General features: G+C 34.0%; 19 protein-coding genes. 10 read left to right on the top strand and 9 right to left on the bottom strand.

What is annotated here, in order from left to right; all coding sequences use genetic code 11:
• Window positions 1-7 precede the first annotated feature (7 nt).
• Both ACKTTV_RS20310 and ACKTTV_RS20315 read right to left on the bottom strand, forming a co-directional pair.
• Window positions 8-2413 (bottom strand): 3-hydroxyacyl-CoA dehydrogenase/enoyl-CoA hydratase family protein, encoded by a 2406-nt coding sequence (locus tag ACKTTV_RS20310; RefSeq protein WP_408032718.1) that lies wholly within the window; start codon window positions 2411-2413, stop codon window positions 8-10.
• 14 nt (window positions 2414-2427) lie between these two features.
• Window positions 2428-2886: a MarR family winged helix-turn-helix transcriptional regulator gene (locus ACKTTV_RS20315; protein ID WP_408032719.1), complete on the bottom strand. Its 459-nt coding sequence runs from the start codon at window positions 2884-2886 to the stop codon at window positions 2428-2430.
• A 141-nt stretch (window positions 2887-3027) separates the two neighbouring features.
• On the opposite strand from ACKTTV_RS20315, the gene ACKTTV_RS20320 reads away from it, so the two are divergent.
• The 5 genes from ACKTTV_RS20320 to ACKTTV_RS20340 all read left to right on the top strand — a co-directional run bounded on the left by ACKTTV_RS20320 (window position 3028) and on the right by ACKTTV_RS20340 (window position 6769).
• Window positions 3028-3246: a hypothetical protein gene (locus ACKTTV_RS20320; RefSeq protein ID WP_408032720.1), complete on the top strand. Its 219-nt coding sequence runs from the start codon at window positions 3028-3030 to the stop codon at window positions 3244-3246.
• On the top strand, window positions 3243-3398 hold the full coding sequence (locus ACKTTV_RS20325; protein ID WP_408032721.1) for a T9SS type A sorting domain-containing protein: 156 nt from the start codon (window positions 3243-3245) through the stop codon (window positions 3396-3398). Before ACKTTV_RS20320 ends, ACKTTV_RS20325 begins: the two co-directional genes overlap by 4 nt.
• Before the next feature lie 181 nt (window positions 3399-3579).
• Window positions 3580-4509 carry an ABC transporter ATP-binding protein gene (locus ACKTTV_RS20330; RefSeq protein WP_408032722.1) on the top strand — a complete coding sequence of 310 codons (930 nt, stop codon included), beginning with the start codon at window positions 3580-3582 and terminating at the stop codon, window positions 4507-4509.
• 4 nt (window positions 4510-4513) lie between these two features.
• Window positions 4514-5833 (top strand): ABC transporter permease, encoded by a 1320-nt coding sequence (locus ACKTTV_RS20335; RefSeq protein ID WP_408032723.1) that lies wholly within the window; start codon window positions 4514-4516, stop codon window positions 5831-5833.
• 111 nt (window positions 5834-5944) lie between these two features.
• The gene (locus tag ACKTTV_RS20340; RefSeq protein WP_408032724.1) at window positions 5945-6769 is read left to right on the top strand and encodes a mechanosensitive ion channel family protein; all 825 of its coding nucleotides are present in this window, start codon (window positions 5945-5947) and stop codon (window positions 6767-6769) included.
• 38 nt (window positions 6770-6807) lie between these two features.
• Here the strand turns inward: ACKTTV_RS20340 and ACKTTV_RS20345 are convergent, their stop codons facing one another.
• Window positions 6808-8319, bottom strand: coding sequence for a phosphatidylserine decarboxylase (locus tag ACKTTV_RS20345; protein WP_408032725.1), 1512 nt, complete (start codon window positions 8317-8319; stop codon window positions 6808-6810).
• Window positions 8320-8684: 365 nt separating this feature from the next.
• Between ACKTTV_RS20345 and ACKTTV_RS20350 the strand changes: the two genes are divergently transcribed.
• A complete protein-coding gene (locus tag ACKTTV_RS20350; protein WP_408032726.1) occupies window positions 8685-9848 on the top strand; it encodes a sigma-54-dependent transcriptional regulator in 1164 nt (387 codons plus the stop codon).
• 60 nt (window positions 9849-9908) lie between these two features.
• Here the strand turns inward: ACKTTV_RS20350 and katG are convergent, their stop codons facing one another.
• Window positions 9909-12128: a catalase/peroxidase HPI gene (katG, locus tag ACKTTV_RS20355; protein WP_408032727.1), complete on the bottom strand. Its 2220-nt coding sequence runs from the start codon at window positions 12126-12128 to the stop codon at window positions 9909-9911.
• Window positions 12129-12440: 312 nt separating this feature from the next.
• Between katG and ACKTTV_RS20360 the strand changes: the two genes are divergently transcribed.
• The 3 genes from ACKTTV_RS20360 to ACKTTV_RS20370 all read left to right on the top strand — a co-directional run bounded on the left by ACKTTV_RS20360 (window position 12441) and on the right by ACKTTV_RS20370 (window position 13765).
• A complete protein-coding gene (locus tag ACKTTV_RS20360; protein WP_408032728.1) occupies window positions 12441-13082 on the top strand; it encodes a peroxiredoxin in 642 nt (213 codons plus the stop codon).
• A gap of 110 nt (window positions 13083-13192) precedes the next feature.
• Window positions 13193-13501 (top strand): thioredoxin family protein, encoded by a 309-nt coding sequence (locus ACKTTV_RS20365; protein WP_408032729.1) that lies wholly within the window; start codon window positions 13193-13195, stop codon window positions 13499-13501.
• Window positions 13502-13507: 6 nt separating this feature from the next.
• Window positions 13508-13765 (top strand): DUF6952 family protein, encoded by a 258-nt coding sequence (locus ACKTTV_RS20370; protein WP_408032730.1) that lies wholly within the window; start codon window positions 13508-13510, stop codon window positions 13763-13765.
• Between the two features lie 26 nt (window positions 13766-13791).
• On the opposite strand, the gene ACKTTV_RS20375 is transcribed toward ACKTTV_RS20370, so the two are convergent.
• The gene (locus ACKTTV_RS20375; RefSeq protein ID WP_408032731.1) at window positions 13792-15111 is read right to left on the bottom strand and encodes a hypothetical protein; all 1320 of its coding nucleotides are present in this window, start codon (window positions 15109-15111) and stop codon (window positions 13792-13794) included.
• Between the two features lie 63 nt (window positions 15112-15174).
• Complete coding sequence (locus ACKTTV_RS20380) at window positions 15175-16491, bottom strand: hypothetical protein (RefSeq protein WP_408032732.1); 1317 nt, start codon at window positions 16489-16491, stop codon at window positions 15175-15177.
• Window positions 16492-16629: 138 nt separating this feature from the next.
• On the opposite strand from ACKTTV_RS20380, the gene ACKTTV_RS20385 reads away from it, so the two are divergent.
• A complete protein-coding gene (locus ACKTTV_RS20385) occupies window positions 16630-17274 on the top strand; it encodes a hypothetical protein (protein ID WP_408032733.1) in 645 nt (214 codons plus the stop codon).
• A gap of 59 nt (window positions 17275-17333) precedes the next feature.
• On the opposite strand, the gene ACKTTV_RS20390 is transcribed toward ACKTTV_RS20385, so the two are convergent.
• From ACKTTV_RS20390 to ACKTTV_RS20400, 3 genes are read right to left on the bottom strand one after another with little or no spacing between them, the layout of a single operon-like run.
• Window positions 17334-17834, bottom strand: coding sequence for a cupin domain-containing protein (locus tag ACKTTV_RS20390; protein WP_408032734.1), 501 nt, complete (start codon window positions 17832-17834; stop codon window positions 17334-17336).
• Window positions 17809-17991: a hypothetical protein gene (locus ACKTTV_RS20395; protein WP_408032735.1), complete on the bottom strand. Its 183-nt coding sequence runs from the start codon at window positions 17989-17991 to the stop codon at window positions 17809-17811. Before ACKTTV_RS20395 ends, ACKTTV_RS20390 begins: the two co-directional genes overlap by 26 nt.
• On the bottom strand, window positions 17984-19429 hold the full coding sequence (locus tag ACKTTV_RS20400; protein WP_408032736.1) for a sodium:solute symporter: 1446 nt from the start codon (window positions 19427-19429) through the stop codon (window positions 17984-17986). The genes ACKTTV_RS20395 and ACKTTV_RS20400 overlap by 8 nt, the downstream gene beginning before the upstream one ends.
• Window positions 19430-19435: the final 6 nt, after the last annotated feature.

Raw genomic sequence — 19435 nt, forward strand, 5'->3', positions numbered from 1 at the left:
AACAACTCTAGTTACGAAGAGGTTTACCAGTTTTTAACATATGCTGAATACGCTCTAATGTTTTGCGTTCAGTTGTTAAACTCAGGAAAGCCTCTCTTTCGATATCAAGCAGATACTGCTCAGTAACTTTTGTAGGCTCTGATAAATCTCCTCCAGCCATTACATAGGCTAGTTTGTTAGCTATTTTCTGATCATGTTCAGAAATATATTTCGAAGCATTCATAGCATCCGTTCCAACTAAGAACATTCCTAAGGCTTGTTTACCTAAAACTAAAATGTCTTTACGTTTAACAGGTTGTGTATATCCAGCTTCCGCTAATAATAAAGCATGTTTTTTCGCTTCTGCTATCTGACGATCTTTATTTACAACAACAACATCTTTTCCTTTTTGTAATAAATTAAAGTCGAAAGCTTCATAAGCTGAGGTAGCTACTTTAGCCATTCCAATAGTTAAGAAGTGTTCTTGTAATACATTTAATTGAACGTCTCCTTGATGGAATAAGTCCTGTGCTCTTAGAGCCATTTCTTTAGAACCTCCACCACCTGGAATAACACCAACTCCAAATTCAACTAAACCAATATAGGTCTCAGCAGCAGCAACTACTTTATCAGCATGCAGTGATAATTCACAACCACCTCCTAAAGTCATACCATGAGGAGCAGCAATTGTTGGAATAGAGGAATAACGCATGCGCATCATAGTATCTTGGAAATACTTGATAGCCATGTTTAATTCATCATATTCTTGCTCTACGGCCATCATGAAAATCATTCCAATATTGGCTCCAACAGAGAAGTTGGCTCCTTGATTTCCAATAACCAATCCTTGGAAGTCTTTTTCGGCTAAATCAACAGCTTTATTTAAACCAGCTAAAACGTCACCACCAATAGTGTTCATTTTAGACTGGAATTCACAGTTTAAGATTCCATCTCCTAAATCTTCAATAACAACACCAGAATTCTTGAACACCTCCTTTGTTTTTCTGATATTATCTAGAATGATAAACGAATCTTGACCAGGTTTTTTTACTTGTCCTTTTTGAGTTACATCATAATAGTATGTAGCACCTTCTTTTATGGTATAGAAAGAAGTTTCACCTTTACTTACCATTTCAGATATCCAAGCAGCAGGTTCTTTTCCTTCTGCTTTCATTAACTCAATTCCTTTTTCTAAACCAACAGCATCCCAGATTTCAAATGGTCCATTTTCCCATCCGAAGCCAGCTTTCATAGCATCATCAATACGATACAATTCATCTGAAATTTCAGGTATTCTGTTTTGAACATAAGCAAACATAGCAGCAAAATTCTTACGATAGAATTCACCTGCTTTATCTTTTCCACCAACTAAAACTTTAAATCGATCGATTGGCTTGTCAATCGTTTTCGTTAATTCTAAAGTGGCAAATTTTGCTCTTTTCTTTGAACGATATTCCATCGTATCAAGGTCAAGAGATAATATTTCTTTTTTACCTTCAGCATTTACTGACTTCTTGTAAAAACCTTGTTTTGTTTTACTTCCTAACCATTTGTTTTCCATCATTGTATTGATGAAGTCAGGAAGTTTAAATAACTCATGAGCTTCATCATCAGGACAGTTTTCATAAATACCATTAGCAACATGTACTAAAGTATCCAATCCTACTACATCCACGGTACGGAAAGTAGCCGATTTAGGACGCCCGATTACAGGTCCTGTTAATTTATCTACTTCCTCAATGGTTAATCCTAATTCTTTTACTTGGTGGAATAACGATTGAATACCGAAGATCCCAATTCTATTACCAATAAAAGCAGGAGTATCTTTGGCTAACACAGAAGTTTTACCCAAAAATTTAGAACCGTAATCCATTAAGAAATCAACGATTTCAGGTTTACAGTCAGGCCCAGGAACTACTTCAAATAATTTTAAATATCTAGGCGGGTTGAAGAAGTGAGTTACTGCAAAATGCTTACGGAAATCTTCACTTCTACCTTCATTCATAAATTTAATAGGTATTCCCGATGTGTTTGAAGAAATAATGGTACCAGGAGTACGATATTTCTCAACTTTTTCGAAAACACTTTGTTTGATGTCTAATCGCTCAACAACAACCTCCATAATCCAATCGACATCTTTGATTTTATGTAAATCATCTTCTAAGTTTCCTGTTGTAATACGGTCAGCAAACTTTTTACTATAAATAGGAGAGGGCTTTGATTTTAATGAAGCGGTTAAAGCATCATTTACTAAACGATTTCGAACTACTTTGTCTTCTAAAGTTAATCCTTTTGCCTTCTCCTTGTCATTTAGTTCTCTCGGTACAATATCGAGTAGTAAAACTTCAACGCCAATATTAGCAAAATGACATGCAATTCCAGATCCCATGATACCAGAACCGATAATTGCAACTTTCTTAATTCTTCTTGTCATTTGGTTTATAGTTTTTATACAGCTTTATTGTTGATGTCATTGTAAATCAACTTGTCTGTAATAAGTTTATTTATAGTTTCCGTTACTTTAAAAAAACTGTCCAGTTCTTTTTCTGTAATATATTCTCTTACTTTGTTATTAAACTGATATACATGTCCTTTCGAAACTTTACGCATTTCTTTACCGAAATCTGTAAGTTTGATAATAACACTTCTACCATCATTAGGATTCTTCGTTCTACATATTAAACCTTTATCTTCCATAGTTTTTAATAATCTTGAAAGACTGGTAGGTTCCATACCCATAAGAGGCCCCAAAGATGTTGAAGGTGTTCCTTCCGTAAAATCAATATTTAACAAGGCAAATGCAGTAGCCATGGTGCTGTTATGCTTAGCGGCTTGCTCATTATACATTTTAGCAACAGCTTGCCAAGTGGCTCTTAATTGATGGTCTATTGACTTGTTTTTATCCATATAAGGTCAAATATATGAAAAATATATTATGCATGCATAATAAATGTAAAAAAATTATGCGTGCATAGCTTTTTTTTAAACATTTATTATATAAAGTTTTATGTGTTTAAAATGTTTATATTTAGTGTTTTAAGTATCGGTATGAGGGGGCTAATATTTTTTGTTTTATTTTTTTTTCAAACAATTTCATTCTTTTCACAAGGATTTCCAATTGATTTTTTAGATAGTGATGATGCTTTTCTGGGGTTCGGAGGAAGCCAATTTAGTACAAGACTAGACCCAGAAAATGGAACTAATACTGTTGGACAATTTTTTAATGATGGTTCTATTGCAACGCAAGGGGCTTTATTGATCAGATGATTTTATTTGATGTTTTAAGAAAAAAAGTATTGGAAAGTAATGTGAATAACTTTACTGATCGCTTACCAACTGATAATTTTTCTCGAGGAATCTATTTTTTAGATATCTGGTCTCGAGGAAGAAAATTTAAGAAGAAGATCGTTATCAACTAAGGTTAGCTTTTAAGATCAACACCTTTATGGAAGGAAGATAATAATAGTTCAATGATAAAAGTTCAATTAGAATAAAGTTCTTTTTGTAACAATTAATTAGACTTCAATACTAATTAAATAGAAATATGTAAGTTTGTTTGTACTTACGCATATAAAGAACAAAAATCAACTATAAAAATCAATGGATAATTTATTAGAAATTAATAATGTAGTAAAACGCTATGGAGATTACACTGCATTAAATAATGTTTCCATGCATATTCCAAAGGGAAGTGTTTTTGGGCTATTGGGGCCTAACGGTGCAGGAAAAACCTCTTTAATTAGGATTATCAACCAAATAACAATGCCTGACAGTGGTTCTGTAATATTAGACGGTGAAGCTTTAGCTCCTCACCATGTCGAGCATATTGGTTATTTACCAGAAGAAAGAGGTTTATATAAAAGTATGAAGGTTGGAGAGCAGGCACTGTACTTGGCTCAATTGAAAGGGTTATCTAAGTCAGAAGCTAAAAAAAGACTTAAGTATTGGTTTGATAAATTCGATATCGGTGCCTGGTGGGGTAAAAAGATTGAAGAGTTGTCAAAAGGTATGGCACAAAAGGTTCAGTTTATTGTAACCATACTTCATAATCCTAAATTGTTAATATTTGATGAACCATTTTCTGGATTTGATCCTATAAACGCCCAGTTAATCGCTCAAGAGATTTTAAAATTAAGAGATAAAGGAGCTACTATTATTTTTTCAACACATAGAATGGAGAGCGTGGAGGAAATGTGCGATTATATTGCTTTGATAAATAAATCTAATAAAGTATTAGATGGTAAGTTAGTGGATATAAAAAAGCAGTTTCGAACAAATACTTTTCAAGTGGGAATAAATACCAATAGCTCTGTTGAACTGGAAGGTATATTGAGAGAAAAATTCACTGTTTCACCTGCTGATTTTGCAACGGTAAATGAGGGAGTAAAATTGAATGTAAAGCTTCAGGAAGGAGATTCTCCAAACGATTTGTTGTCATTTTTAATGAATAAAGGAGAGGTACATCATTTTGTTGAATTAATTCCAAGTGCCAACGATATATTTATTGAGGCCGTAAACAAAAACAGCTAGTCAAATGAAGAAATTAAGATTAATAATTGAACGCGAGTTTATAGCCAAAGTAAGAAACAAGTCCTTTATTATAATGACTTTTTTAAGTCCCATAATCATGATAGGAATGGGGTTTTTAATATTCTTTTTAATGAAAAAGAATGATGAAAAAGTAAAGAATATTGTTTTTGTTGACGAGTCGGGACTTTTTAAGGAAGATGTTTTTGTTGATACGAAAACAGTAAAGTATCAAGATTTTACTCAGCTCGGTTTGGAAGATTCCAAAGAGAAAGTTAAGAATGGTGATTTTTATGGAGTATTGCATATTCCGAAATTAGATAGCTTGGAAGTATTGGCTAATTCTGTGGAGTTTTTCTCAAAAGATACACCAAGTATGACTGTTATTTCTTCATTAGAAGGAAAGATTGAGCGTAAGATTAGGAATGAAAAGTTAACTAAGTTCGGAATCGATCTGGAAAAAATAAAGGCATCCAGAATCTCTTCAGATATAAAAATGTTCGACTTTTCAGGAGAGAAATCATCGAAGCTTAAGAACGGACTTAAAATTGGAGTAGGAGCTATTGCAGGATACCTTTTAATGATGTTCGTGATGATTTATGGTACCTCTGTAATGAGAAGTGTTATTGAAGAAAAAACGAGTAGAATTATTGAGGTAATTGTTTCTTCTGTAAAACCATTTCAGTTAATGATGGGGAAAATCATCGGGAATGCCTCGGCAGGATTACTTCAATTCATAATTTGGGGGATTTTGCTTTCAATTGGAGCGATTGTATTATCATTAATAATGGGTATAAGTACAGGGGATTTTGTAACAGGAAGAGTTAGCTCGGAAGATTTAGAAATAGCAAAGAAACTTATAGGGAATAGTGCGGACTTGTTTGTTGAGCTAAGTAAATTACCTTGGGTAAAAATGTTCTTTTTGTTTTTATTCTATTTCTTAGGAGGTTATGCCTTGTATAGTTCTTTATTTGCAGCTGTGGGAGCGGCAGTAGATAATGAAACCGATACACAACAGTTTATGATGCCAATTATGTTACCATTAATATTGGGAGTATATGTAGGGTTTGCTACGGTAATAGAGAATCCACATGGACCTATAGCAACAATATTTTCCTATATTCCTTTGACTTCACCAATCGTTATGTTAATGCGTGTCCCTTTTGGTGTAGCTTGGTGGGAAATAGCGTTATCAATGTTATTATTAATAGGAACGTTCTTATTAATAGTATGGGTAGCAGCGAAAATATATAGAGTGGGGATATTATCTTATGGGAAGAAGCCTTCATATAAGGATTTATGGAAATGGATCCGATACAGCGGGTAACTCCTTATTATAAATTTATCTGAAGAAAAATAACGTTCTTTAAAAGAAATTTAAGAAGCAGTTCTATTTTTTATAGAACTGCTTTATTTTTGGTGTCTAAACAATTTTGTCATGGAAGAACTAAATAAAATACTCGACTACACATTTAAATTTAGCAAGGACATTAGCATAAGCGTGAGAGCAATATTAATCTTAATAGTGGTATTAATTATTGCTTCTGTGTTGTTTAATTTTCTGAAAAAAATAGTAATTAAAAGGCTGAGAAATGATGATAAAAACAAGTTCGATACTGTTTTTTCTTTTGCTAGTTGGCTAATGTACATCATTATCTTTTTGGTTACATTGAGCTCTTCAGGGGTTAACGTAACGGCTATTTTTGCGGCTTCTGCTGCGCTTTTAATAGGTGTTGGTTTAGCTTTACAAACATTCTTCCAAGACATTATTTCTGGAATTTTTATCATTATTGATCAGAGTGTCCATGTTGGAGATATTATTGAGTTAGATGGAAAAGTAGGTCGAGTAGAAGAGATTAAGTTAAGAACAACTAGAGCGGTAACTATAGATAATAGAGTTTTAATAATTCCTAACCATAAATATCTAACAAATAGCTTATTCAATTGGACTCAGAACGGAACTTTGACAAAAGAAAGTGTGAGTGTTGGGGTTGCCTATGGAAGTGATGTTGCTCTGGTAAAAAAGTTATTAATAAAAGCAGCAAGTGAGCATCCTAAAGTTTTTCAGATTCCACCGCCTATCGTGATTTTTGAAGATTTTGGAGATAATGCCTTACAGTTTACTTTGATTTTTGCTCTCAATGATAGTTTTCAGGCAGTAATACCAAAAAGTGATATACGCTTCAGGATAAATGAGTTATTTAATGAGCATAATATCTCAATACCTTTTCCGCAAAGAGATGTACATATTATAAAAGAATAAAAGTAAAAGGAGCTAAGTTAGCTCCTTTTTTGAGTTAATTATTCCCATTTAGCAATGATTTCACCATATTTAAAATGAATAGGTGCTTCATCATTGCCAAATTTCTTGAGTTGTAGGTTTGCATTCTTTTCAAAAAGGAGTATGATGTCTGATCCTCCAAAAGCAAATTTCCCGAGTTCTTGTCCTTTACAAACATTTTTGCCACTTAGGTCATGCATATGCACAGATGAAACCTGAGCCATTCCAACAGGAATAACGGCAACTTTTCCAATTTCTTTTGTTTCTATTATTACAATACCTCTGCCTTGTGTAAACTCATAACCATTCTCATTTCCATCCAATGCTTCAAATTGACCGTTGCTAGTAAGTACAATATCTAAGTATGCTTTTCCAACAACAGATTTGCATTCTAATATCTTACCTGAAACAGGTGTATGAAATCTATGATAGTCAAAAGGACTTAAAAAATAGTGAACAAAAGTTCCTTCATAAAAACTATTAGAATGAAAACTCCCGTCTAATAGTGTTTGGATAGAGGAAAAGTTATGAGTGTATTTCAAGTTTATTTCAGGTATATTTCCATTTTCATCTATTTCATAGTTTTTTTTATAAGTACAATCTGCAGGGGAAGAGATGACTTTATTCTTGTTGGGTTCTGAAATTGGACGCAATGGAGAAATACCAGTTTCAGGGTGGGCACCATTTAATTGTCGATAGAAAAAATCGTTAAAACACCCCCAGGTAGTTTCATATTCCGAAGAATCTTTGAAATTATAAGCTGGATCAGTTCTAAATGCTTCTAAAGTTTCAGGGGTTAGAGAAGAGTGAGTATTTAAGAATTCTCCCCAGAGTGAATCGAAATTTTTTATCCAATTAGCAAAGTCAAACTTTGTTTCTGGGTTTTTATATTTTTGAAGGATAAATGTTTTGTTTTTTATAGTAACTTCTTGGTTAATTAGCCAATAAAATTGACATAGTAGGTCAAAAACTTTCCGATTGTATCCATTTTTAGAATTATCACTTTTCCATGAATTAGGGTATTCTTTACTGCTAATTTCATTAGGAATTAACTCTGAGTATGAAGTTAAATATGCGATATATTGCTCAATGTTTTCGGGCCATCCGTTTCCATCGAACTCATGATCTATTATTTCAAAGAGAGATGTTTTTAATTGGTTTTTAGCGCTGCTTTTTGCTTTTTTTAAAGAGTTTATCAAGCCTTCCGAAAACACCTTATCAATTGCTAATTGTTTAGATAGTTCAATAAAAGGTTTGCTATGTTTTTTTACATATGCGGGACCATTTAAGGGTTTGAAAATTTCTAATGTAGATTTCCAAGTAGCCATAGCAGGAGGAGCAGAAGTATCACAAATAAATCTATAATTAATACCAGCTGCTACTTGTTTAGCAACTAAAAGAGGTTTGTAATATACGCCATGTATGCCGTCATTAGCCTCATTAAAAGCGACCAAGTCATTAGTGGTTAGTGGTTTGTAGGGAGACCAGCCTCCTAATAGAGTAGTGCTTTTCTTGGTAGTTTTGGTTTCCATTGATATGGGGGTTAAGATTGGTTAAATTTTCTTTTCAAAAATCTGATAGTGTAGTAGTTAGGTGTTGATTTTTTCTAGAAAAGAACGATATAAACAAATATAATTTTCTTTTTTAATAAATCATATAATAAATCTTTAAGTGTGAGTTATTTGAGTATAAAAGTTTGTTAAATGATACTAAGAGAATTGATATGGTATGTTCTTTATGAAAATTCTTACGTATTTTTAAGCGATTCTTAAATAAATTCATTTGTTTAAGAAATCTGGCTAAATATTCCGAAATCTTAATTTCTGGCATGAACTATGATTGGTGTATTTAGATATTTCAAGTAAAGGTTACAAATTAAAAAAGACATCTATTATATATGAGTAAAATTCTAATTATTGAAGATGAAGCTGCTATTCGAAGAGTTTTGAAAAAAATCATTTCAGAGGAAAATGACAGTTATGAGGTTGAAGAGGCAGAAGATGGATTGCAAGGGATAGAGAAAATTAAGGAAAAGGATTACGATTTGGTTCTTTGCGATATTAAGATGCCTAAGATGGACGGTGTTGAGGTATTAGAAAAAGCTAAAAAACTAAAGCCAGAGGTGCCTATTGTTATGATTTCTGGACATGGTGATTTAGACACTGCAGTAAATACTATGAGGCTTGGTGCTTTCGATTATATTTCAAAACCACCGGATTTAAATAGACTTTTGAATACGGTTCGAAATGCTCTGGATAAAAAGGAGCTGGTTGTTGAGAACAAACGTCTAAAGAAAAAGGTTAGCAAGAACTATGAAATGATTGGTGAAAGTGAAGCAATTACTCATATCAAAGATATTATAGAAAAAGTTGCTGCTACTGATGCGAGAGTTTTAGTTACTGGACCCAATGGATCGGGAAAAGAATTAGTAGCACATTGGTTGCATGAGAAATCGGATAGGTCGAAAGCACCTATGATTGAGGTAAATTGTGCGGCAATTCCTTCAGAGTTGATTGAAAGCGAATTGTTTGGACATGTAAAAGGAAGTTTTACTGGTGCCAATAAAGATAGAGCAGGAAAGTTTGAAGCGGCAAATGGAGGAACAATCTTTTTAGATGAGATTGGTGATATGAGCCTTTCGGCGCAAGCAAAAGTACTTCGTGCTCTTCAAGAGAATAAAATTTCTAGAGTAGGTTCTGACAAAGATATCAAGGTAAACGTTAGGGTAGTTGCAGCAACGAATAAAGATTTAAAGAAGGAGATTGCAGAAGGAAGATTCCGCGAAGATCTTTATCACCGACTAGCGGTTATTTTGATTAAAGTACCGGCTTTGAATGATAGAAGGGCAGATATACCGTTGTTAATTAACTTTTTTGCGAATAAAATAGCATCAGAACAAGGATCTCCAAAGAAAGAATTTTCGGAGGCAGCGATAAAATTATTGCAGGAATATGATTGGACAGGAAATATTCGTGAATTAAGAAACGTAATAGAGCGATTAATTATTCTTGGAGAAAAAACGGTTTCAGAGAATGATGTAAAATTGTTTGCTAGTAAATAATAAATAAAATAGAGGTTGCGAAAAAGCAGCCTCTATTTCTTATGTATTAGTAATTCATTATTACAAGTCGAATCTATCCGAATTCATAATTTTTACCCAAGCGCTAACAAAGTTGGTTAAAAACTGCTCTTCACCATCACTCGATCCATAAACTTCAGCAATTGCTCTTAACTCAGAGTTTGAACCAAAAACTAAATCTACTCTGGTGGCTGTCCACTTAACAGTACCTGTGTTTCTATCTTTTCCTTCAAAAATAGTCTTGTCATTGGAAATAGGTGTCCATTCAGTATTTAAATCTAGTAGATTTAAAAAGAAATCATTGGTTAAAGTTTCAGGCGAATTGGTAAACACTCCGTGCTTAGATTCATCAAAATTTGTATTCAAAACACGCATTCCTCCGACCAAAGCAGTCATTTCAGGAGCTGTTAATTTTAGTAATTGAGCCTTGTCTACTAATAATTCTTCGGCAGAAATGGCATATTTACTTTTCTTATAATTTCTAAAACCATCCGCCCAAGGTTCTAAAACGGCGACCGATTCAATATCTGTTTGTTCCTGCGAAGCGTCATTTCTTCCAGGTGCGAAAGAAACAGAAAGGTTATGGCCTGCGTCTTTTCCTGCTTTTTCAATGGCAGCAGAACCAGCAAGAACTATAACATCAGCAAGTGATATTTTCTTGTTACTAGATTGAGCATTGTTGAAGTTTTGTTGAATATCTTCTAAGGTTTTCAAAACATTTGATAGTTGAGGAGGGTTGTTTACTTCCCAATATTTTTGAGGAGCTAAACGAACTCTAGCCCCGTTAGCACCACCTCGTTTGTCTGAGCCTCTAAAAGTTGAAGCACTGGCCCAAGCAGTTGAAACTAACTGAGAAACTGACAAACCACTATTAAGAATTTGAGTCTTTAATTGTTCAATATCGTTGTTGTCTACTAAGTCATAATCAATAGCAGGTATTGGGTCTTGCCAAATTAAATCTTCATTTGGAACCTCTGAACCTAAGTATAATGATTTAGGTCCCATATCTCTGTGCGTCAACTTAAACCACGCTTTTGCAAAAGCATCAGCAAACTCATCTGGATTTTCATAAAATCTTTTGGAGATAGGAGCATAAATTGGATCGAGTTTTAAAGCCATGTCAGCAGTTGTCATCATCAAATCTTGTGTAGCTGAACTATCATGGGCTTGCGGAGCTTTTCTTGCTTTTGAAGCATCAGTCGGTCTCCATTGATGGGCTCCAGCTGGACTTTTTGTTAACTCCCATTCATATCCAAATAAAACATCAAAAAAATCATTGTCCCATTGAATAGGATTTGGGGTCCAAGCTCCTTCAATTCCACTAGTAATAGTGTCATTACCATGACCAGAACCAAAAGTGCTTTTCCAACCAAGTCCTTGTTCCTCAATAGAAGCCCCCTCAGGTTCTCTTCCAACATGTTTATCGGGGTCGGCTGCCCCATGAGCCTTTCCGAAAGTATGACCTCCGGCCACCAAAGCAACAGTTTCTTCATCGTTCATAGCCATTCTACCAAAGGTTTCTCTAATATCTCTTCCAGAAGCAATTGGATCAGGAGTCCCATTTGGTCCTTCAGGGTTTACATATATTAGTCCCATTTGAACAGCACCCAATGGGTTTTCAAGCTCACGATCGCCGGTATATCTTTTATCTCCTAACCAAGTAGTTTCTTTTCCCCAATAAATATCTTCTTCAGGCTCCCATATGTCTTCACGACCACCAGCAAAACCATATGTTTTGAATCCCATAGTTTCAAGAGCGCGATTTCCCGTATAAATCATTAGATCTGCCCATGAAAGCTTTTTACCATATTTTTGCTTAACAGGCCAAAGTAATCTTCTTGCTTTATCTAGGTTTCCGTTGTCTGGCCAGCTATTTAGTGGAGCAAAGCGAAGAGTTCCAGAACCAGCGCCACCTCTTCCATCATGTATTCTATAGGTTCCGGCGCTATGCCATGCCATTCTAATAAAAAATGGTCCATAATGGCCATAATCTGCAGGCCACCAATCTTGAGAATTAGTCATTACAGCATCTATATCTTTGGCGAGCTCTGTTAAGTTTATTTTTTTGAATTCTTCAGCATAGTTAAAGTCTTCATTCATCGGGTCAGATAAAGAAGATTGTTGCCTAAGAATATTTAATTTAAGTTGGTTTGGCCACCAATCTCTATTTGACGTACCATGACCAGCGCCATGATCAAGTGGTCCATGAGAAAAAGGACACTTTCCTTTTCCGTTACTTGAATGTGAATTAGAATTTTCCATTTGTTAGTAATGTTTTAAAAATTAGAATAGCCCAAAGCTAAGATGAAATAATGAATAATTTTTATTTATTGATTTTATAGTTTGATAGTTTAAAACTATCAGTGTAGAGGTTTTTAAATTTAATTATTTGTTTTTTAGATGTTTAGTAAAGATCATAAAAATAAATGATAAGCTATAGGTGTACGTATTGATTATTTCTATTAAACCATAGGAAAATATTTTTGTTTTTACTCTTTTAAAACTAATAAAGAGAATAAATTTGCCCTCAATTAAATAGAATACATTAATTATTAATTCATAAAAAATAAAAAGATGGCTACATTAGTTGGTAAGAAATTTCCAAATTTAAGCGTTGATGCAATGAACGAGATGGGAGATACGTTCAAGTTAAATGTTTTAGAAGAAGCAGTGAATAACAAGAAAAAGGTAGTGTTATTTTGGTACCCGAAAGATTTTACTTTCGTTTGTCCAACCGAATTACATGCTTTTCAAGCTGCTTTGCCAGAATTTGAAAAAAGAAACACAGTGGTAATTGGAGCATCTTGTGATACTCCAGAAGTGCACTTCGCATGGTTAAACCAATCTAAAGATAATGGAGGAATCGAAGGAGTAACTTATCCTTTATTAGCTGATAGCAACCGTAATTTATCTTCAATCTTAGGTATTTTAGATATTTCTAATGAGACTTATGATGAGGCTACAGGAACTGTACAGGTAGAGGGAGATAACGTAACTTACAGAGCTACTTATATTATTGATGAGGAAGGTACTGTTGTTCATGAAGGTGTTAACCATATGCCAATCGGTAGAAATGTAAATGAATATTTACGTTTAATTGATGCTTATACTCACGTACAAGAAAAAGGTGAAGTGTGTCCAGCTAACTGGGAAGAAGGAAAGCAAGCAATGCAACCTAATGCAAAGTCTACAGCAGAATATTTAGCTGTAAACTAAAAGAATATAGTTCGTGTTTGCAGTACTTTGTAAACACGAGCTTTCTTTTCCGAAAAATACCTTACTCGGTATTTCTAATCAGTTTTGCTCTAACATTAAAAAATAAAATCATGGTACAAGAATTAAATCAAGACAATTTAGGTCAAATTGTTTCTGATAATAAAAAAGTGGTGGTTCAATTTTCAGCAACTTGGTGTGGAAATTGTAGAATTATGAAGCCTAAGTTTAAAAAGCTTTCTTCTGAAAATGAAGATGTAATATTTGTAATTGCTGATGCTGAAAAATTTCCTGAAAGTAGAAAATTAGCTAATGTTGATAATTTACCAACCTTTGCGACGTATGTTGATGGTGAGTTTATAAGTCAGGTACAAACCAATAAGTTTGATGTATTAAAAGAATTAGTAAACGAAGTAGTTTAAGTTAATATGAAATTACCTGTAATAAAACACTTAACTTCTTTTATAGAAGAGAATGATCAAGATTATGTTCTTGAAACAATTGAAACATTAGAAGCTTTAACAGAGGTACCTTCATTAAAAGATGAAGAGCTTGATGTAATTGGAGAACTAATATCTAATATGTATGGAGCTGTTGAGGTTTCTAAAATGGTGAAGGATGGAATGCCAAAGAAAGAAGCTCTTAATAATTTTATGCAAAGAGTTTTAGGTTCAATAGATAAGTAAACAACCGACTCTAATCGGTTGTTTTTTTAATTATTTACTCTATGTGTAATTCTTCTGTTGGTAATAATGGTAGTTAAGGCAAGACCAAGTGTAAATCTTCTATTGTTGGAAATAGAGGAAACTCCATTAAAACTATAAATATTACTTCCTAGATTAACAGCCCCTGAAATGGGGGTTTCATCATTAAAATTTCCGTCGTTATCAGTATCTACTAAGAGACGTATATTTCCTGTTGAGACACCAGTTATACCAGTTAGATCAAATCTTATATCAACATTCCCAACATCAATGGCTCCACCAGAAGTATTGGTTTCACTAACTCTCCATATTCTTGTTAATCGGCTTTTAATAATACTAGGAGCATTTAATCCGCTGTTCATTTGTAGCGCACCGTTATCATGTCCCCACATAAAGAATTCATTATTCCCTAAATTCGTCGGATTTAGAACCCTTACAATTCCTGTACCTTGAGAATCATTATGTAAGTTTGAAGCATTTACTCTCCCTATTCCAGCTACATCGTGATCATAGTTTCCTGCACCAGCATTATCTTCATCATAAACATTTATTGGAATATTAATACTTCCAAATTTTGCAGAAAGATAATTGTCAATAATAATTTTTTGAGCATCATTGACTCTACTATTAAAGAAGATGATTTCGAAAAAATCTCCACTTGCCTCATCAGCACCATTTGAGTTTCTACCAATTCTATCTAGAGGAATACCGGCGGTAGTTGATCCAATATTTAAATTCTGCGTTGCTCCATTTACTCGAACTTCCACTATTGACGAACCAGCAGGTTTGTGGTAGGATATAATGGAGTTAATGTTAAAAGGAGAGGCTATTGTTGTTGAGTAATCGGCAATTCCATACCTAGTAAGTCCAACTCTGTTCGTATTAAACCACTGCTCAACCCTTAATGAAGCCGATGAATGATCTAGTAAGGTATGCGAATTTCCTGTGTTAACAGGGTTGATAGCAATAAATGTACTTGCATTAGGGAAAACTCCAGCAGTTGAACCAAACATAAATTGGGCAGCTGCTAAACTAGAGTTAAAGTTTACAGCATTAAAAGTTCCTGAAGAGTTATAACTTGGTCTATTGGTTCCGGTTTGGGTAAAATTATTGGCGTTTCCACTGAAGTCAGACCAAGTAGAAACTAAACTTCCATTAGTTGGGTTATTATTAATATTGCCATCCGCATTTAGATCATTTGCTCTAAGCCAAATAATTAAAGAGGAAGAACCATCGCGAGAACCAACACCGCCAGGTCCAGTCTGAGCGGACGCTCCTTGTGCAAAGCAAATCAGTATATAAATTAAAAGACGGGTTTTTGGTTTCATTTTTTTGTGAAATATACCGTCAATATATAGAAAATAGAACTAAAATATTGTTTTTTAACATGTTTAATTATTCACCCTATGCGTGATCCTTCTGTTGGTAATAATTTTAGTTAATGCAAGACCTAAGGTAAATCTTCTGTTATTGGATATTGAAGAAACTCCATTGAAACCATAAACATTACTACCCAGATTTATTGCTCCTGAAATAGGTGTTTCATCATTAAAATTACCGTCATTATCGGTATCCACTATAAGCCGGAGGTTTCCAGCAGAAACACCCGTTATTCCTGTTAAGTCGAATCTCATATCGATATTTCCTACATCCACAGATGCACCAGAGGTATTGGTTTCACTAACCCTCCAAGTCCTAGATAGTCTGCTTCTAAGGATGCTCGGAGCGTTTAATCCCGTATTCATTTGTAAGTCACCATTATCATGTCCCCACATTAAAAATTCATTATTACCTAAGTTCGTTGGGTTTAATACTCTTACAATTCCAGTTCCTTGGGAATCATTGTGCAGATTTGAGGAATTTGTTCTTCCTATACCAGCAACATCATGATCATAATCTCCTGAACTAGCGTCATCTTCATCATATACATTCACAGGAATTGCTATGCTACCATATTTCGCAGAGAGGTAATTGTCAATAATAATCTTTTGAGCATTGTTTACTCTTCTACGGAAAAAAATTATTTCGAAAAAGTCTCCACTAGCCTCATCTGCTCCATTAGAGTTTCTACCAATTCTACCCAGAGGGATTCCTGCTGTAGAAGAACCAATGTTTAAATTCTGAGTAGCATTATTCACTCTAACCTCAACGCTTGAAGAATTTCTTCTCTTGTGATAGGATATTATTGAGTTCGTATTGAAAGGCGAAGGAATGTTGGTTCTATAATCAGAAATCCCATATCTTGTAAGTCCAACTCTATTGGTGTTAGACCATTGTTCAACCCTTAAAGAAGCTGAGGGGTTGTCTAATAAGGAGTGAGAATTTCCAGTATTAACAGGGTTCGTAGCAATGAAAACACTTGCATTTCGATATACATTACTTACTGTACCGTTCATAAATTGAGCGGTAGTTACACTTGAATTGAAGTTTACCGCGTCGAATGTGCCCAAAGAGTTATATGTTGGTCTCCGTGTTCCAGATTGAGTAAAGTTATTTGAGTTTCCGCTAAAGTCAGCCCAAGTTGAAACGGAACTTCCGTTAGTAGGGTTGTTTGTTATATTGCCATCAGCGTTTAGATCATTAGCCCTAAGCCATACAATTAAGGATGAAGAACCGTTGCGAGCTCCGACACCTCCTGGTCCAGTTTGTCCTAAAATATATGTGTAAAAAAATAAAGATGTTAGTAGTAGGTAGTAGTGTTTTTTCATTTAAGATGTGGGGGTCAGCAATTAGTATTTTCGCGATAAAAATACTTTATTTGGATTAAAAAAAAAGAAAAACATGTATTTTTAACGCGAGATTAAAAACTACTTAATTGTTAGTGAAAAATAAAATACTTTAACATTATGAAAACTAATTTATTAGGGCTTCTCTTGTTTGTCATGAGTATATCTTATGGACAAATTGATGCCAATTCTCTTATGGGATTACCAACTGCTACTGGTACTGAAATGGGTTCTTTAACTACAGGAATTAGTATTGGTTCAATTCTATTTAATACAACAGATCAAAAAATTTACCGATATACTAGTACAGGTTGGCAAACCGCTACTGATGATCAAAATGCCTCAGAAGTTAGCATTGTTACTCCAGTGGATGTCGATAATATTATCGGCGACCCTGGGGCAGGCAATGAATCAACAGTTGAACAAGTGGTACAAGCAATTGCTCCGATAACCTCAAGAGCCGCTAGAGTATTTTACCCACCATCAATTGCCATAGACGCTAGTACGAATGGAACCTTTACATTGAACTTATATAATGAGTATACAGCTCAATTTGCAACTCCAGTTGCTGGAAGCACGGGAGCTCCAAGCGCAATACCTACCTATGCGGCAACAGATTTATATTACTATGTAACTTTTGCTGATTCAACCGTGTTTAATACCGGAACCATGTCTATTGACGCAAATGGTGTATTGACTTATACAATTATAGGACAACCTACTGATTTAAACGCTTTGATAAACGTAGTGTTTGTCGTAAAGTAATTTAGTGTAACTAAGCTAAAAATAAAATGAGCCTCTATTTCAGAGGCTCATTTTATTTTTTAATGATGTGTAAGTCTAGTTATAATATCCTTGTGTTTTGGAAATAGTTCAATAAGTTCTTCTCTTTTTGGTAAAACAAAATCATTGAAATCAAAACCAGGGGCAACAGTACAACCAGTGAATGAATACGAATTGTTTTCTGTTACCTCAGCAGCAAACCAGTATCCAGCAGGAACAACAAATTGGGGTATTTCGTTTGCCTCTAGGTTGTTGCCTATTAAAACGAATGAATAATCTCCTTCAGGAGAAATCATATGCAGTTTTAAACAACTTCCTTTGTAAAAATGCCAAATTTCATCTTGATTTATTTTATGGAAAGCAGAAAACTTTTCAGAAGTCAATAGGAAATAAATTGAGGTACTGAAGTTCCTATTTCCGTTGAATTCGTCAGGTAAATTGTTGTTTTCAATTATTCCTTCACTTCTATAGGTTTCTCTGAAATACCCCCCTTCAGGGTGTTCAGTTAAATCAAATTTAGTTATCAGTTGTTTGGCTGTCATTTGTATAGTTGTTTTGTTCGTTAGCTTTTTTTATAATGGCTTTAAGTTTTTCTTTTCTCTGTAGCTTTTCAGATTTTAGCTTGTTCGCTTTTTGTTTCATCAATCTACTGTGTTTTGCTTTGTTTACAGTATTTTTTTCTTTCCCTTTTTTACCCATTTGAAGTTTGTTTTTGAATACTTAATAAACCTAAAAATGTCAGTGCTCCATTTACTATTAAAACAAAGAAACCAAAATCGAAGCCAAATTGAGTTTTACTCAAATGACTAACGAAGTAGGTTAGAAATGGAGAGATGATACAAACCAAAGGAACAAGTTTATCTCTTACTTTTAGCTTTGTAAATAACCCAAAAGCATAAAGACCTAATAAAGGACCGTAAGTATAACCGGCAAATTGAAATATTTTAACAATAACACTTTCATCTGCTATGAAATATTTGAAAATAAGTATAGTAGCAGCAAGAACAAAAGAAAAGATGATATGAATTCTTTTTCGAATTCTTACTTGCTCTTTCTCGTCTTCTTTTTTATCAATTTCTAGTATATCAATACTGAAAGAAGTGGTTAATGATGTTAACGCACTATCAGCGCTTGAGTATGCCGCTGCAATAAGACCCAAAAGGAAAAACAAAGAAGTTGCAATACCAAGTTTTCCACTCATGGCAACAAGTGGGAATAATTCATCTTTGTGAGCATCTATTTCGATGGCTTGCGCATAGTCAGTCAATAAAATACCTAAAGAAAGGAAAAAGAAATTCACGATGACAAGAACTATTGTGAACCAAAACATATTTTTTTGAGCATCTTTTAAATTACGGCAAGTAAGATTTTTTTGCATCATGTCTTGATCTAATCCAGTCATAACAATAGCTATAAAAGCACCCGAAAAAAACTGTTTCCAGAAGTAGTTGCCAGCATTAATGTCATCAAAAAAGAACATTTTAGACAATTTATTTTCTGATACATAAGTAAACAAATTATCAATTTGTAATTCTTCAGAAATCATAACAATACAAACCCCTACGGAAATTAGCATGAATAATGTTTGTAAAGTATCTGTCCAAACAATAGTTTTTATTCCACCTTTGAAGGTGTAAAGCCATATCAATAAAATGGTGATGATTACTGTAACCCAAAAAGGAATTCCATAGTTATCGAATAGTATTAATTGTAATACATTGGCAACCAAAAATAGCCGGAATGAAGCTCCAATTACTCTTGATAGTAGGAAAAAAGAGGCACCAGTTTTATAAGAAAACATACCGAAACGATCTCCTAAATAGGTGTAAATAGAAGTAAGGTTTAAACGATAGTAAAGAGGTAGTAAAACTAAACCAATAACAGCATAACCAATAACATAACCCAAAACCATTTGCATATAACTCATTTGTTGCCCTTCTACCCATCCTGGAACGGATATAAAGGTTACTCCTGATAGAGAAGCTCCGATCATTCCAAAGGCAACTAAATACCAAGGAGATGAATTATTGGCTTTAAAGAAAGTAGAGTTATTGGCAGATTTTCCAGTAAAAAAAGAAATGCCTATTAATACACCAAAATATCCAAGTATTAATAAGATTATATGAAGTGGTTGCATACAATA

Origin of the sequence: Tenacibaculum xiamenense, from assembly GCF_964513065.1 — a bacterium.
Classification (GTDB): Bacteria; Bacteroidota; Bacteroidia; order Flavobacteriales; family Flavobacteriaceae; genus Polaribacter; species Polaribacter xiamenense.

Excerpts from the sequence above, each read along its gene's own strand:
- ACKTTV_RS20310 (WP_408032718.1), bottom strand. The coding sequence starts at position 2,413 with ATGACAAGAAGAATTAAGAAAGTTGCAATTATCGGTTCTGGTATCATG.
- ACKTTV_RS20350 (WP_408032726.1), top strand. The coding sequence starts at position 8,685 with ATGAGTAAAATTCTAATTATTGAAGATGAAGCTGCTATTCGAAGAGTT.
- ACKTTV_RS20335 (WP_408032723.1), top strand. The coding sequence starts at position 4,514 with ATGAAGAAATTAAGATTAATAATTGAACGCGAGTTTATAGCCAAAGTA.
- ACKTTV_RS20370 (WP_408032730.1), top strand. The coding sequence starts at position 13,508 with ATGAAATTACCTGTAATAAAACACTTAACTTCTTTTATAGAAGAGAAT.
- ACKTTV_RS20360 (WP_408032728.1), top strand. The coding sequence starts at position 12,441 with ATGGCTACATTAGTTGGTAAGAAATTTCCAAATTTAAGCGTTGATGCA.
- ACKTTV_RS20390 (WP_408032734.1), bottom strand. The coding sequence starts at position 17,834 with ATGACAGCCAAACAACTGATAACTAAATTTGATTTAACTGAACACCCT.
- ACKTTV_RS20395 (WP_408032735.1), bottom strand. The coding sequence starts at position 17,991 with ATGGGTAAAAAAGGGAAAGAAAAAAATACTGTAAACAAAGCAAAACAC.
- ACKTTV_RS20320 (WP_408032720.1), top strand. The coding sequence starts at position 3,028 with ATGAGGGGGCTAATATTTTTTGTTTTATTTTTTTTTCAAACAATTTCA.
- ACKTTV_RS20315 (WP_408032719.1), bottom strand. The coding sequence starts at position 2,886 with ATGGATAAAAACAAGTCAATAGACCATCAATTAAGAGCCACTTGGCAA.
- ACKTTV_RS20375 (WP_408032731.1), bottom strand. The coding sequence starts at position 15,111 with ATGAAACCAAAAACCCGTCTTTTAATTTATATACTGATTTGCTTTGCA.
- ACKTTV_RS20400 (WP_408032736.1), bottom strand. The coding sequence starts at position 19,429 with ATGCAACCACTTCATATAATCTTATTAATACTTGGATATTTTGGTGTA.
- ACKTTV_RS20330 (WP_408032722.1), top strand. The coding sequence starts at position 3,580 with ATGGATAATTTATTAGAAATTAATAATGTAGTAAAACGCTATGGAGAT.
- ACKTTV_RS20345 (WP_408032725.1), bottom strand. The coding sequence starts at position 8,319 with ATGGAAACCAAAACTACCAAGAAAAGCACTACTCTATTAGGAGGCTGG.
- ACKTTV_RS20340 (WP_408032724.1), top strand. The coding sequence starts at position 5,945 with ATGGAAGAACTAAATAAAATACTCGACTACACATTTAAATTTAGCAAG.
- ACKTTV_RS20385 (WP_408032733.1), top strand. The coding sequence starts at position 16,630 with ATGAAAACTAATTTATTAGGGCTTCTCTTGTTTGTCATGAGTATATCT.
- ACKTTV_RS20325 (WP_408032721.1), top strand. The coding sequence starts at position 3,243 with ATGATTTTATTTGATGTTTTAAGAAAAAAAGTATTGGAAAGTAATGTG.
- ACKTTV_RS20365 (WP_408032729.1), top strand. The coding sequence starts at position 13,193 with ATGGTACAAGAATTAAATCAAGACAATTTAGGTCAAATTGTTTCTGAT.
- ACKTTV_RS20380 (WP_408032732.1), bottom strand. The coding sequence starts at position 16,491 with ATGAAAAAACACTACTACCTACTACTAACATCTTTATTTTTTTACACA.
- katG (WP_408032727.1), bottom strand. The coding sequence starts at position 12,128 with ATGGAAAATTCTAATTCACATTCAAGTAACGGAAAAGGAAAGTGTCCT.